This is a genomic window from Novosphingobium bradum (assembly GCF_042646485.1).
Classification (GTDB): Bacteria; Pseudomonadota; Alphaproteobacteria; order Sphingomonadales; family Sphingomonadaceae; genus Novosphingobium; species Novosphingobium bradum.
This window is the reverse complement of sequence record NZ_JBHRTQ010000003.1, coordinates 52915-65127: the sequence shown is the minus strand read 5'-3', so window position 1 is coordinate 65127 and position 12213 is coordinate 52915. Positions and strand designations below refer to the sequence as shown.

General features: G+C 69.0%; 12 protein-coding genes. 5 read left to right on the top strand and 7 right to left on the bottom strand.

All coding sequences use genetic code 11. The features are described from left to right. Positions 1-226: 226 nt before the first annotated feature. Positions 227-658: a CHRD domain-containing protein gene (locus tag ACFOD9_RS02545; RefSeq protein WP_379508517.1), complete on the top strand. Its 432-nt coding sequence runs from the start codon at positions 227-229 to the stop codon at positions 656-658. Between the two features lie 843 nt (positions 659-1501). Here the strand turns inward: ACFOD9_RS02545 and ACFOD9_RS02540 are convergent. The 3 genes from ACFOD9_RS02540 to ACFOD9_RS02530 all read right to left on the bottom strand — a co-directional run bounded on the left by ACFOD9_RS02540 (position 1502) and on the right by ACFOD9_RS02530 (position 4950). Next, a complete protein-coding gene (locus ACFOD9_RS02540; RefSeq protein ID WP_379508516.1) occupies positions 1502-2716 on the bottom strand; it encodes an argininosuccinate synthase in 1215 nt (404 codons plus the stop codon). Between the two features lie 115 nt (positions 2717-2831). Beyond that, positions 2832-4103 (bottom strand): class I SAM-dependent methyltransferase, encoded by a 1272-nt coding sequence (locus tag ACFOD9_RS02535; RefSeq protein ID WP_379508515.1) that lies wholly within the window; start codon positions 4101-4103, stop codon positions 2832-2834. An 88-nt stretch (positions 4104-4191) separates the two neighbouring features. Continuing rightward, positions 4192-4950, bottom strand: a complete 759-nt coding sequence (locus ACFOD9_RS02530; protein WP_379508514.1) for an SDR family oxidoreductase — start codon at positions 4948-4950, stop codon at positions 4192-4194. 128 nt (positions 4951-5078) lie between these two features. On the opposite strand from ACFOD9_RS02530, the gene ACFOD9_RS02525 reads away from it, so the two are divergent. Next, positions 5079-6329 carry a hypothetical protein gene (locus ACFOD9_RS02525; protein WP_379508513.1) on the top strand — a complete coding sequence of 417 codons (1251 nt, stop codon included), beginning with the start codon at positions 5079-5081 and terminating at the stop codon, positions 6327-6329. A 48-nt stretch (positions 6330-6377) separates the two neighbouring features. On the opposite strand, the gene ACFOD9_RS02520 is transcribed toward ACFOD9_RS02525, so the two are convergent. Continuing rightward, positions 6378-6767 carry a glycine zipper 2TM domain-containing protein gene (locus ACFOD9_RS02520; RefSeq protein WP_379508512.1) on the bottom strand — a complete coding sequence of 130 codons (390 nt, stop codon included), beginning with the start codon at positions 6765-6767 and terminating at the stop codon, positions 6378-6380. A 98-nt stretch (positions 6768-6865) separates the two neighbouring features. On the opposite strand from ACFOD9_RS02520, the gene ACFOD9_RS02515 reads away from it, so the two are divergent. Continuing rightward, positions 6866-7711 carry a PhzF family phenazine biosynthesis protein gene (locus tag ACFOD9_RS02515; protein WP_379508511.1) on the top strand — a complete coding sequence of 282 codons (846 nt, stop codon included), beginning with the start codon at positions 6866-6868 and terminating at the stop codon, positions 7709-7711. A 7-nt stretch (positions 7712-7718) separates the two neighbouring features. Here the strand turns inward: ACFOD9_RS02515 and rlmN are convergent, their stop codons facing one another. Beyond that, positions 7719-8966: a 23S rRNA (adenine(2503)-C(2))-methyltransferase RlmN gene (rlmN, locus tag ACFOD9_RS02510; protein WP_379508510.1), complete on the bottom strand. Its 1248-nt coding sequence runs from the start codon at positions 8964-8966 to the stop codon at positions 7719-7721. A 36-nt stretch (positions 8967-9002) separates the two neighbouring features. Beyond that, positions 9003-9527, bottom strand: a complete 525-nt coding sequence (locus ACFOD9_RS02505; RefSeq protein ID WP_379508685.1) for a hypothetical protein — start codon at positions 9525-9527, stop codon at positions 9003-9005. Between the two features lie 98 nt (positions 9528-9625). Here ACFOD9_RS02505 and ACFOD9_RS02500 point away from each other — a divergent pair, with 98 nt between their 5' ends. Both ACFOD9_RS02500 and ACFOD9_RS02495 read left to right on the top strand, forming a co-directional pair. Then, entirely contained in the window at positions 9626-10624 is a 999-nt protein-coding gene (locus ACFOD9_RS02500) for a sensor histidine kinase (protein WP_379508509.1), read from the top strand. Beyond that, positions 10621-10974 carry a response regulator gene (locus ACFOD9_RS02495; protein ID WP_379508508.1) on the top strand — a complete coding sequence of 118 codons (354 nt, stop codon included), beginning with the start codon at positions 10621-10623 and terminating at the stop codon, positions 10972-10974. The genes ACFOD9_RS02500 and ACFOD9_RS02495 overlap by 4 nt, the downstream gene beginning before the upstream one ends. Before the next feature lie 39 nt (positions 10975-11013). Here the strand turns inward: ACFOD9_RS02495 and ACFOD9_RS02490 are convergent, their stop codons facing one another. Further along, a complete protein-coding gene (locus ACFOD9_RS02490; protein ID WP_379508507.1) occupies positions 11014-12120 on the bottom strand; it encodes a GGDEF domain-containing protein in 1107 nt (368 codons plus the stop codon). Between the last annotated feature and the right edge of the window lie 93 nt (positions 12121-12213).

The window sequence follows — 12213 nt, the reverse complement described above, 5'->3', positions numbered from 1 at the left end:
CGGGCTCCCTGAGTGAAGGAAGTCTCACAGCTCAGGGTTTACGCTTTGCCCCGCGAAGCTCGGCAATGGTCATGGTTAAACCGTTAGTCGTGCCGGGCGGGCGCGGCGGTCCGGGCGTGGGCGCGGCCTGCCTTGCCGGGGCCGGGCGGCGGGTATAGGCTTGGCGCCAAGGGCAGTCGCCGGGGCGCGCGATCCCGGGGCCGGTTCCCCGCGAGGAGAGATGTCCATGATCCGAAACGCGATTGTTGCCGCTTCCCCCCTGGCCCTGCTCGCCGGTCTGTTTGCCGCCGGGCCTGCCCTGGCCGCGCCGATCAAGCTGTCCGCCACGCTCACTGGCCCGGCCGAAACGCCTCCCGGCAAGCCCGACGGCACCGGCGGCTTCACGGTTACCGTCGATCCCGGAACCAACGATTTCTGCTATTCGCTATGGGCCGAAAAGATCGGCAAGCCGACCATGGCCCACCTCCATGCGGGCGCGGCCGGGGCCAGTGGCCCGCCGATTCTCACCCTCGACGTCACCGGCAAGGACAGCGACGAATGTCTCGCCGTCGACAAGGAGAAGCTCGATCCGATCGTCGCCAATCCCGCCGGCTACTATGTCAACGTCCATACCGCCGAATTCCCGGCCGGCGCGGTGCGTGGGCAGCTGGCGAAGTAGGGCGCGGCCTCGGGGCTGCCCCGAACAGTAAGCCAGCCGGAACGAAAAATGGGGCTGACGTTGCCGTCAGCCCCATTCGTGCCCGTCGTCCTGTGCCGGCGTGCGACGCTACGCAGCCCGGCGCCGGGGGGCACCTTGCCGCGAATGCCGGTGGCTGCGGAAGGGATCGGTTTCGACCAGCGCCTCGTAGCGCCGCCTTCCCCATTCCTCGGCCGAAGCCACCCCGAACGACGACCGTGCGCCGCCGCCGGGAGCCGGTTGGCCGACTTGCGTGGAGATGGGTGCCGGCCCGTCCGAAGGACGGCCAGTGGCCTCCCGCCGCTTTTGGCCTGGCGTTCGGTCCCGTCAGGCGGGGGCTGGGATGACAGGACGCCTGATCGGTTGATCATGTCCGCCACCGTCGCCCGCCGCCCGGCGGTTCCGTGACCGTTCCCGCCTGCTGTCCCTGCCCAGCCTTGCGACCTTCACCTCACCGCCGTTGCGGGCGGTGCGGGGCGACCACGCGGCAGGCATGGAGCCTGCGGGAACGTTCATCCGGCGGTGGGTTCTGCGGCTATCTGCGGTTCGCCTTGCCTTGCCGTTTCCAGCCTGGCCGGCGGGTTGTCCGATAGGCCCGCGGTTCCTGTACCGTCGGCTCGAATTGCGTGGACTTGCAGGGGCTTGTGAGGCTCGCTCGGTTCGCTTGCCTGCATTGATCCGCGTCGTTCGATGAGCACAGGCTGCGCCCGGGAACCGAGTCGCGCAAGAAGTTTCAGATGCAATTACCCACAGGCGCCCGATGCACCGGTGGATAAGTGCGCCGGAGCGGTGGACAAGTGTCCGAACCGCTCCGGAAACGGGGTTCTAGCGATCCCGCTGGGCCAGCAGGCGCAGGCGGAGCGCGTTCAGCTTGATGAAGCCGGCCGCATCCTTCTGGTCATAGGCGCCGGCATCGTCCTCGAAGGTGACGTGGCGTTCGGAGTAGAGCGAGTTGGGCGACTTGCGGCCAACCACCGAGGCCTGGCCCTTGTAGAGCTTGAGCCGCACCGTGCCGGCGACCTTTTCCTGGGAAAGGTCGATCGCGGCCTGGAGCATCTCGCGCTCGGGCGCGAACCAGAAGCCGTTGTAGATGAGCTCGGCATACTTGGGCATGAGCTCATCCTTGAGGTGGGCCGCGCCGCGATCGAGCGTGATCTGCTCGATGCCCCGGTGGGCGCGAGCATAGATCTCGCCGCCGGGGGTTTCATACATCCCGCGGCTCTTCATGCCGACGAAGCGGTTCTCGACGAGATCAAGCCGGCCGATGCCATGCTTGCGGCCCAGGTCGTTGAGCGCGGCCAAAAGCGTGGCGGGGGACATGGCGATCCCGTTCAGGGCAACGCCATCGCCGCGCTCGAAATCGATGGTGATGTATTCGGGCTGGTCGGGCGCGTTTTCCGGGTTGTCGGTGCGCGAGTAGACGTAGTCCGGGGTTTCCTCCCACGGATCTTCCAGCACCTTGCCCTCGGACGAGGTGTGCAACAGGTTTGCATCGGTGCTGAACGGGCTTTCGCCGCGCTTGTCCTTGGGCACCGGGATCTGGTGCTGTTCGGCCCAGGCGATCAGGGCGGTGCGGCTGGTCAGCTCCCATTCGCGCCAGGGGGCGATGACCTTGATGTTGGGATCGAGCGCATAGGCCGACAGTTCGAAGCGGACCTGGTCGTTGCCCTTGCCGGTGGCGCCGTGGGCGACCGCATCGGCGCCGGTTTCGTGCGCGATCTCGATCAGGCGCTTGGAGATGAGCGGGCGGGCGATCGAGGTGCCGAGCAGGTAATCGCCTTCATAGCGGGCATTGGCGCGCATCATCGGGAAGACGAAATCACGCACGAATTCCTCACGCAGATCATCGATGTAGATGTTGCTGTCGGGCAGGCCCATCAGCTTGGCCTTGGCGCGGGCCGGCTCCAGTTCCTCACCCTGGCCGAGATCGGCGGTGAAGGTTACGACCTCGCAATTGTAGGTCACCTGGAGCCACTTGAGGATCACCGAGGTGTCGAGGCCACCGGAATAGGCGAGGACGACCTTCTTGATATCGGACATGGGATTTCTGGCTCCGCGCAGGCGATGGGCAATTGCGCGCGCGCCTATCAGGCGGGGGGTAGTTTCGCAACCTTTGGGCTGGCGAAGGGGTTTTCGCGGCGAGGCGCCGGGCAGCCTATTCCGCGGCTTGCGCCAGGTGCCATTCGGGCACCGGCTCGCTGGCCATCAGCCGGGCGGCTTCGGCGGCGATATAGTCGCGGGTCATCGGCAGGGCGGACTGGTGCTTCACCGTTTGCAGGTGGAAGTTGACCATGTCCTCGAAGCGGAAGGCCTGTTCGGCGCCGGCCAGGTAGAACTGCCACTTGCGGACCAGCCGCTCGTCGTAGAGCCGGGCGATCTGCTCGGCGTGGAGCGTGGTGCGCCGATACCATTCCTGAAGGGTGAGCGCGTAGTGGAAGCGCAGGATCTCGACATCGCCAAGCTGCCAGCCGGTGTCCTCGATGGCGCCGACCAGCTCGCTCATCGCCGGGATGTAGCCGCCGGGGAAGATGTGCTTGCGGGTCCAGGCATCTGTGCGGCCGGGGCGCCCGGTGCGGCCGATGGTGTGGGTGAGCATGATGCCCTCGTCGGCGAGGAGCGCGCGGGTCTTGGCAAAGTATTCGGCAAAATTGCCGGCGCCGACGTGCTCGATCATGCCAACGCTGGTGATCCGGTCGAAGGTTCCGGTCACGTCGCGGTAGTCGACCAGTTCGAAGCGGACCTTGCCGGCCACGCCCGCCGCCTCGGCACGTTCGTTGGCGAAGCGCACCTGGTCGGGCGCGAGGCTGATGCCCAGCACTTCGCAGCCATAGTGCCGGTTGAGGTAGAGCGCGAGGCCGCCCCAGCCGCAGCCGATATCGAGCACCCGCATGGCGGCGGCCTTGCCCGGTTCGAGGTGCAGCTTGGCCGCGATCAGCGCCTTCTTGTCCTGCTGGGCCTGTTCCAGCGGTTCGTCGGGGCTGCGCCAGTAGGCCATGGTGTATTGGCGGTCTTCGTCGAGGAACAGCTCGTAGAACTGGCGGGTGAGATCATAGTGGTGCCGGGCATTGCGGCTGGCGCGGCGGCGATCGTTGGCCTGGTCGAGCCGCCACAGCGCCTTGTCGAGCAGGCGGCGCCAGCGGCTTGGGGTTTCGAGCCCGCCAGCCCGCGCGGCATTGCCCATGACCAGCATGACCATATCGCGGATATCGTGGGGCGGATCGACGATGAGATGGCCGTCCATCCAGGCCTCGCCGGCGCCGAGCTGCGGATTGCGGACGATCCGCATGGCGGTTCCGGGGCGGGTGAACCGGATGACCACCGGGGGGCTTTCGCCGCTGCCGAATTCGTGGGTGCGGCCATCATGGTCGACAATCGTCAACCGGCCTTCGCGGATGACCCCGCGCAGCAACTTGTCCAGAAGCCACATCCGTTGCGATCCCCTGCGTCCAAAGTTCACACCCGCGGTCGAGGCAGAAAACGAACGAAGGCGGGGGCGGTTCCCGCGCGGCCGGGGATCAGGTCAGGCCGCGGGCGAGGTAGAGCACGTCGCGCGGCTGGCGCATCAGGTGCTGGCCGGAATCGACATAGAGCACCGCGCCGCTGGCCAGCCAACCCTGGCCGAGGAACAGGGCGGCCTCGGCCAGTTCGTCGGCCTGGTTGAGTCGTTCCAGCAAATTCATCCGGCCGCTGACCTCGTGTTCGTCGGCGGCCTGGTCGAAGCTGGCCATCATCGCGCCGGGGGCGACGCCGTAGATCCGATCGCGCGGATCGGCCAGGGCCATGGCCTGCATCCGCATGGCCGCCTCGAGCGCGGCCTTAGCCATGGTGTAGGAGAAGAAATCGGGATTGATGTTCCTCAGCTTCTGGTCGAGGAAATCGATGACCCGGCGGCCGCCCCGGGCGCGGGCCTGGCGCAGGAAGGCCGCGGTGATCCGCGCCGGGGTGGCGGCGTTGACCGCCACGGCCTCGGCCAGGACCGCCGGATCGATTGCGCGGGCATCGTCGTGGCGGAACACCGCGGCGGAATTGACCAGGATCCGCCAGTCTTCCAGCCGATTGGCCAGAGTGGCGATCATGGCCTCGGCGGCGGCGCTGTCGGCCAGTTCGCACTGGACGGTTTCGGCAGAGGGCAATTGCGCGGCGAGGGCTTCGGCCTCGGCGCGCGAGCGGCCGTAGTGGACGACGACGTGCCAGCCCGCCGCGGCGAAGCGGCGGCAGACCAGCGCGCCGATGCGCTTCGCGCCGCCGGTCACCAGGATTGCGGGTTTGGCCATGCGGGCCTTCAAGCACAGCGGGGCGACCGGGGGAAGAGCCTGATTTTGTGCCATATGGGTTAATTCGGTTTCCTACATTGTCCAAAATCGGCAGGACAGGGCGAATCGCTCCGAGGAGTCCTCCTGCCATGCCCAGTCCCCAGATCCAGTTTCCCGCCAATTTCACCACGGCCAGCGCGATTGCCTTCACCAATCCCGATGGTTCGGTCCAGCTCGTCTCGGCCGACAATCCGGTGCCGGTGACCATGACCGGGGGCGGGGGCGGATCGGGCGGGGGGCTGACCGATGCCGAACTGCGCGCCGTGCCGGTTCCGGTCAGCCTCTCGTCGTTCGGCGGGGTGACCGACGTGCAGTTGCGCGCGGCGCCGCTGCCGGTGAGCCTGTCGAATGCCAATGGCCTGACCGATGGCCAGTTGCGCGCCGCGCCGGTGGCGGTGAGCCTGCCGAGCTGGGACGGGCTGACCGATACGCAGCTGCGCGCATCGCCGGTTTTGGTCAGCCTGTCAGGCTTCGGCGGGCTGACCGAGACCCAGTTGCGCGCGACGCCGGTCGCGGTCTCGCTCGCCAGCTTCGGCGGGCTGACCGATACCCAATTGCGCGCCAGCCCGGTTGGCGTTGCGACCGATGCCGTGGCCGATGCGCTGCGGACCAGTGGTTCGGTCACCTCGGCCGCGGCACTGGTCTCGGTGGCGACCACCGGCTTCAACGGCGGCTCGTTCCACGTGACCAGCGCGGGGACCACCTGCACGATCACCTACGAGCAATCCAACGACAACAGCACCTGGGTGGCCCTGCCGGTGATCTCGCTGGCATCGGCCACGGCCACGCCGGTGCTGACCACCACGGCGGCGGGGATCTATGGCTTCGCCACGAGCGCCGCCTATGTGCGGGCGCGGGTTTCGACCTATACCAGCGGCACGGTGGCGCTGACCCTGGCGCAGAAGCGGCAGGGGCCGGCGACATCGGGCCTGTCGCTGGCAGGTGGTTCGGCGGCGCTGGGCAGCGTTTCGGTGTCTGGCACGGCCACGGTCAGCGGGACGACCAACGCCGGAACGGGCTTCACCGATTCGACAACCGCGCTGGCGGGGGGGGCGAGCTTCACCGGCACCGGCCGGGCAACGACCACCTCCAGCCAATATGCCTATTTCCATGCCGTGGCCTATGCCGACCAGTCGGGCACGCTGTTCATCGACCAGTCGCTCGACAGCGGGGCGACCTACCAGCCGGTGGCCAGCCAGGCGGTGACGGCATCGGCCCCGGCGCAGCTGACCGCCAGGTTGACCGGCGCCTTCGCCGCGACCACGCTCTACCGGGTGCGCTATGTCAACGGCGCCACGGCCCAGGCGACCTTCCGCCTGTCGAGTGCCTTTTCACGGTGATTCCTGGTTGGGTGCGCCCCTGACGTCGTTCAGGGGCACACCAATCCATTAACGGCAGCGCACGTTGCCGCGATCGACCTCGCGGCCGAGCAGGCCGCCGCCTAGCGCGCCGATGACCGCGCCCAGCGTGCGGTCGCCGCGACCGGCCACCTGGCTGCCGATCACTCCGCCGATTGCCGCGCCGACCACCAATCCGGTCGTGCCATTGCTGCGCCGGCAGTAGTAGCGCCCGTCGTTGCCGCGCCAGATGCGGTCCTCGCGGGTGAGGCGGCGGGGCTCGTAGTAGCGGCCCCGGTCTTCATCCCCCCGGCGGTCCCAGGCCTGTTCTTCATGGGCGCGGCGGCCATGGGCGGGAGCCCAGGGCGGCGGATCGCCGAAGGCCGGCACGGCGGGCAGGGCGATGGCCGCGAGGCTGGCGGCAAGGACGGCTTTTCTCATGATCGCGGGTTCCTTTCGGGCGTTGGGCCACATGGCGTTGCGAACCGATAGTGGGCCAAGGGGTTCCGAAAGCTGAACGAAACTGGCAAAGGCGGGTCATGAGACTGGACCTCGTCGACGTTTTCGCCAACGGGCCGCAGAGCGGCAATCCCCTGGCCGTGGTGCGCGGCGAGGTGGCCCTGTCGGACGCGCAGATGGCGACGCTGGCGCGCTGGCTGGGCTATTCGGAAACCACCTTCCTCCTGCCTCCGACCGACCCGGCGGCCGATTACCGGGTGCGGATCTTCGGCCCCGCCGGTGAGCTGCCCTTTGCCGGGCACCCCACCCTTGGCAGCGCCTTCAGCTGGCTGGCTGCCGGCGGAGAACCGCGTCACCCCGGGATGGTGATGCAGGAATGCGGGATCGGGCTGGTGGAGGTTCGGCGCGACGTTGGCCAACTGGCCTTTCGGGCGCCGCCGCTGACTCGCTCCGGCCCGCTCTCGCCCGCAGACCGGGCCGAGGCGATCCGCGTGGCGGGCGTGCGGGAGGCGGCGGTCAGCGATGCGGTTCATGCCGCCAACGGGCCGGACTGGCAGTTGCTCCGTATCGCCTCGCTGGACGTCCTGCTGGCGGCCGAGCCGGTGTCGCGCGCGCGGCCGGGGACCATGCTGGGCCTGGTGGCACCCCATCCGGCCGGCTCGCGCACGGCCTTCGAACTGCGCGCCTTCGCGGCCGATGCCGCGGGCCGGGTGATCGAGGACCCGGTGACCGGCAGCCTCAATGCCGCCGCCGCGCAATACCTGCTGGCCAGCGGGCAGGTACGGGGATCCTATCTTGCCGCGCAAGGGCAGAAGGTGGGCGCCGACGGGCGGGTGCAGGTCCACGTCGATGCCGGCGGGGCGGTGTGGATCGGCGGGGTGGTGCGCGCCGTGGCCATGGGCGCGCGGCTGACGCCGCTGGCCTGAGCCGGGTTCAGCCCAGCGCGGCCTGCTTTTCCTCGGCCAGCCGGTCCAGCTCGGCGCGGCTCAGCTTTTGCGCGGCGGTTTTCAACTGGCCGCAGGCCGCATCGATGTCGCGGCCGCGCGGGGTGCGGACCGGGGCGCTGATCCCGGCCTCGAACACGATTTCCGAAAAGCGGCGGATGCGCTCCGGGCTGGAGCATTCGTAGATCGCGCCAGGCCAGGGATTGAACGGGATCAGGTTGACCTTGGCGGGCAGCCGGTACTGCTTGATCAGGCGGATCAGCTCGCGCGCGTCCTCATCGCTGTCGTTCTTGTCCTTGAGCATCACGTATTCGAAGGTGATGCGCCGGGCGTTGGAGGCGCCGGGATAGGAGGCGCAGGCGGCCAGCAGTTCCTCGATCCCGAACTTGCGGTTGATCGGCACGATCTCGTCGCGCACCGCCTTGGTGACCGCGTGGAGCGAGACGGCCAGGTTGACCCCGATCTCCTCGCCGGCACGGGCCATCATCGGCACCACCCCGCTGGTGGACAGCGTAATCCGCCGCTTGGACAGGGCCAGGCCTTCGCCGTCCATGACCAGCTTGAGCGCATCGCGCACATTGTCGAAGTTGTAGAGCGGCTCGCCCATGCCCATCATCACGATGTTGGTCAGCAGGCGGCCGTCGGAGGTGTAGGTGTTCTCGTCGAGGTCGTCGTCGAGGCCTTCCATGGCACCCTTGGGCCATTCGCCCAGTTCGTCGCGCGCCAGCATGACCTGCCCGACGATCTCGCCCGGGGTGAGGTTGCGGACCAGCCGCATGGTCCCGGTGTGGCAGAACCGGCAGTTGAGCGTGCAGCCCACCTGGCTGGAAACGCACAGCGTGCCGCGATCGGCATCGGGGATGAAGACCATCTCGAATTCGTGATCGTCGGCCGTTCGCAGCAGCCACTTGCGGGTGCCGTCTGACGAGTGCTGGGCGAGCACCACATCCGGGCGGCCGATCACGAAGCGCTCGGCCAGCCAGGGGCGCATGGTCTTGGCGATATCGGTCATCGCCGCGAAGTCGGTCACACCGCGGTGGTAGAGCCAGTGGAACACCTGCTTGGCGCGCAGCCTGGCCGCCTTGGCATCGAGCCCGGCTTCCACGAACAGTTCGGCGATGCGCGGGCGCGGCAGGCCGAGCAGGTCCACCCGCCCATCGGCGCGCGGGGTGACGTCACGGGGGACGGGCACCGGGTCGAAGTGCCCGGGGATCGGCATGAGGTTCGTATCGGCCATGAAGCGCCGCGATATAGGCGCTTGCCGGGCAAAAAGCTAGCGCAGCCGGGCGCAGCCCACGGTCGCCGCGTCCATCGCGGTCGCCGCGCCGTCCAGCCGCCAGCTGTTGCCGAACGACCGCCCCGCGGCATCGCGGGCGCTGACCGCCATGGTCGGGGCCGAGCGCAGGGCCGCGACGATGGCCGCATCCATCCGCCGGTCCTGCGCCCAGGCGTCGGCCGCGCCGGAGACCAGGACAAAGCGCTGCCCGCCGATCGTCAGGGTTACCGGCCGGCCGGGCGCGAGGCGGCGCGAGAGGTGCAGGTGGACCTGGCCGCGTTCGCCCTGGCGCGGCCAGGTGCCCACGGCGGCATAGGGCTGGAATTCGCGGGCGAGGGAGGAAGGCTCGGCCATGGCGATGGCATAGCAGCGCGGCACGGCGGGATCGCGGAACGCACCCCAGGCGCCGAACATCCCCAGGCTGTCTCGCGCGGCGACGGGCGCCGCGCCGGCCGCCAGACCCAGGGCCAGGCCCAGGGCCAAGGTCCGGGTCAGCCCGATCGGCAGGAGGCGGGGGATGATCACGCGCCGACTTTCGCAGATCGTTCAGCGCAACGAAAGCCCGAACGATTGCAATTGTCCGACGAGTGGTGTTCCATGGTCGGCGAAGGGGCAGAGCATTGTACGACGCCAGACTGCTGCGCGAGGCTCTCGACGCCCAGTTGGAGATGGTCTGCCGGTTCCGGCCGGACGGGACCATCCTGCTGGTCAACCAGGCCTATGCCCAGACCATCGGGAGCACGCCCGAAGAACTGACCGGCGCCAGCCTGTGGGCCTTCGTCACGCCCGAGGACCGGGCCGGCGTGGAAGCGGGCATGGCCCAGCTCACGCCCGACCGGCCGGTGGTCACGATCGAGAACCGCCTGGAAACCCCCGATGGCGAACGCTGGACCTTGTGGCGCAATCGCGGCCTCAAGTGGGACGCGGCGGGGCGCCTGCTCGAAGCCCAGTCCACCGGCTATGACATCACCGAACGCAAGCACCTGGAAGACCAGCGCCAGCTGCTGATCGAGGAGCTGAACCACCGGGTCCGCAACACCCTGATGGTAGTCCAGGGCATGGCCCACCAGACCTTTCGCGGCTCCGCCATGCCCGAGGCCCACCTTGCCGCCTTCAATGCCCGTCTCCATGCCCTGGCCGGCGCCCACACCGCGCTTAGCCGGTCCAACTGGGCCGGGGCCGAGATCGAGGACGTGGTCCACCATGGCCTGGCCATCTGCGGCGATGACATCGTGCGGATCACCTTGGCCGGCCCATCGGTGCGGCTGCGGCCAAATGCGGCGGTGGCCCTGGCGCTGGTCCTCCACGAACTGGCGACCAACGCGGTGAAATATGGCGCGCTCTCGGCCCATGAGGGTACGGCCTCGGTCACCTGGGCGCTGGGCGCTGACGACCGGCTGGCGCTGTGCTGGCAGGAGCGGGGCGGGCCGCCCGTGGTCGCGCCCACCCGCACCGGGTTCGGCACGCGCCTGATCGGCAATTCGGTCACCCGCCAGCTCGAGGGCGAGGTTGACCTGGCCTACGATCCCGCGGGCCTGACCTGCCGGATGAACTTTCCGCTTCATTCCGCCCTGCTGCCCGCCGAACCGGCCTCGGGCGAGCCGGGAGAACCGGCATGATCGCCGGCAAGCGGATCCTGCTGATCGAGGACGAGTTCCTGGTTTCCGCCATGCTGGAAGACGAGCTGGCGGAAATGGGGGCGCTCGTGGTCGGCCCGGCCGCATCGCTGGCGGAAGGCCTGGCGCTCGCCCGGGCCGGCGGGTTCGATCTGGCCGTGCTGGACTGGAACCTCGATGGCGAAAGTTCCGAGCCGATCGCCCGGGCCTTGCAGGCCGCCGGCGTGCCTTTTGCGATCTCCACCGGCTATGGGGTCGTTCCCAAGGGCTACGCCGATTGCCCGGTGCTGGCCAAGCCCTATGATCCGCGCGATCTGGTGGCCGTGCTGGCCAGCCTGCTCCCGCCCGGCTGAGCGGGGCGGCCCGGCCGGATCAGGCTGTGCCAGCACGGATCAACCTGGGCAGATGCGGTTGCGGCCCTCGGCCTTGGCCCGGTAGAGCGCCGCATCGGCCGCGCGCAGAGCCTCGCGCGGGTCGGCATGGGCGAAGACGCTGGTCACCCCGCCCGAAAAGGTCACCTGGCCGATCGGCTGATCGGTCTGGCGATTGACGAAGTGGCGCGAGGCCAGGCTCGCGCGCGCTTCATCAAGGATCGCGCTTGCCTCGGCCACGCTCTTGCCCCGGAACAGGAGGACGAATTCCTCGCCGCCGTGGCGGGCCACGTGGCACCGGTCGTGCGAGATCCGGGCAAGCACCTGGGCGACTGCCTGGATCACCCGGTCGCCGGTTTCGTGGCCGTGGTTGTCGTTGACCGCCTTGAACCGGTCGATGTCGCAGATCGCCACGGTCAGGTTGTCGATCTCGGCCTGGGCCTCGCGCACCTCGCGCTGGAGCACGGCCTCGAAGGCGCGGCGGTTGGGCAGGCCGGTGAGATGGTCGATCTCGGCATCGCGGCGAGCGCGCTCCAGGCTTTCGCGCAAGCCATCGGCCTCGTGCGACGAGCGCTTCATCTCCTGCTCCACCTCGCGGGTGCGCTCCAGCATGGCCCGGGCAATGCCGACCAGGCTGGCGAGAACCTCGCCGGTCGGCCCCTCGCCGGCGGCCGGCCCGCTCATGGCGCCGACGTGTTCCTGCAAGCTGTCGCCATAGGCCGCGGTGGTGCCGCCGGCCTTGCGGGTGGTTTCCGCGAAGCTGGAGATCGAGCTGTCGAGCCGGGCCATCAGGCGGTCAAGCTCGGCCTGCTGCGATCCGGATCCACCCTCGGCATCCCCGGCCGGGGCCACGCGGTCCAGCCAGGCCTGGTCGACCGGCTGGCCGGAGCGTTCCTGTTCGGCGATCCGCGCGGCCAGGCCAAGGTCGGCGCCGGAAAAGGCGGCCTGGGCGATGGCGAGGTTGCGCGCGGTCACCTCAAGGTCGTGGCGGACGAGGAAATCGGCGATGCGTTCGAGCAGGTCGCGCCGGGCGCCGCGCAGCGGGCCGGCCCCGCCATCCGCCTGCGATGGGCCGGACGATGGAGACGCCGCCGATGCTTCAGCGGAGCGCGACAGGAACTTGAACATGGCTTGGCCTACCTCGGCAAGATGGTGTGCGACCCCGATCACCGCCCCCTAGCTGGACATGACTGCCATGGCGTTGGCGGGGGCATCAGGGAA

Bases quoted from the DNA above. Each gene is read 5' to 3' on its own strand.
- ACFOD9_RS02545 (WP_379508517.1), top strand. From the start codon at position 227: ATGATCCGAAACGCGATTGTTGCCGCTTCCCCCCTGGCCCTGCTCGCC.
- ACFOD9_RS02540 (WP_379508516.1), bottom strand. From the start codon at position 2,716: ATGTCCGATATCAAGAAGGTCGTCCTCGCCTATTCCGGTGGCCTCGAC.
- ACFOD9_RS02535 (WP_379508515.1), bottom strand. From the start codon at position 4,103: ATGTGGCTTCTGGACAAGTTGCTGCGCGGGGTCATCCGCGAAGGCCGG.
- ACFOD9_RS02530 (WP_379508514.1), bottom strand. From the start codon at position 4,950: ATGGCCAAACCCGCAATCCTGGTGACCGGCGGCGCGAAGCGCATCGGC.
- ACFOD9_RS02525 (WP_379508513.1), top strand. From the start codon at position 5,079: ATGCCCAGTCCCCAGATCCAGTTTCCCGCCAATTTCACCACGGCCAGC.
- ACFOD9_RS02520 (WP_379508512.1), bottom strand. From the start codon at position 6,767: ATGAGAAAAGCCGTCCTTGCCGCCAGCCTCGCGGCCATCGCCCTGCCC.
- ACFOD9_RS02515 (WP_379508511.1), top strand. From the start codon at position 6,866: ATGAGACTGGACCTCGTCGACGTTTTCGCCAACGGGCCGCAGAGCGGC.
- rlmN (WP_379508510.1), bottom strand. From the start codon at position 8,966: ATGGCCGATACGAACCTCATGCCGATCCCCGGGCACTTCGACCCGGTG.
- ACFOD9_RS02495 (WP_379508508.1), top strand. From the start codon at position 10,621: ATGATCGCCGGCAAGCGGATCCTGCTGATCGAGGACGAGTTCCTGGTT.
- ACFOD9_RS02490 (WP_379508507.1), bottom strand. From the start codon at position 12,120: ATGTTCAAGTTCCTGTCGCGCTCCGCTGAAGCATCGGCGGCGTCTCCA.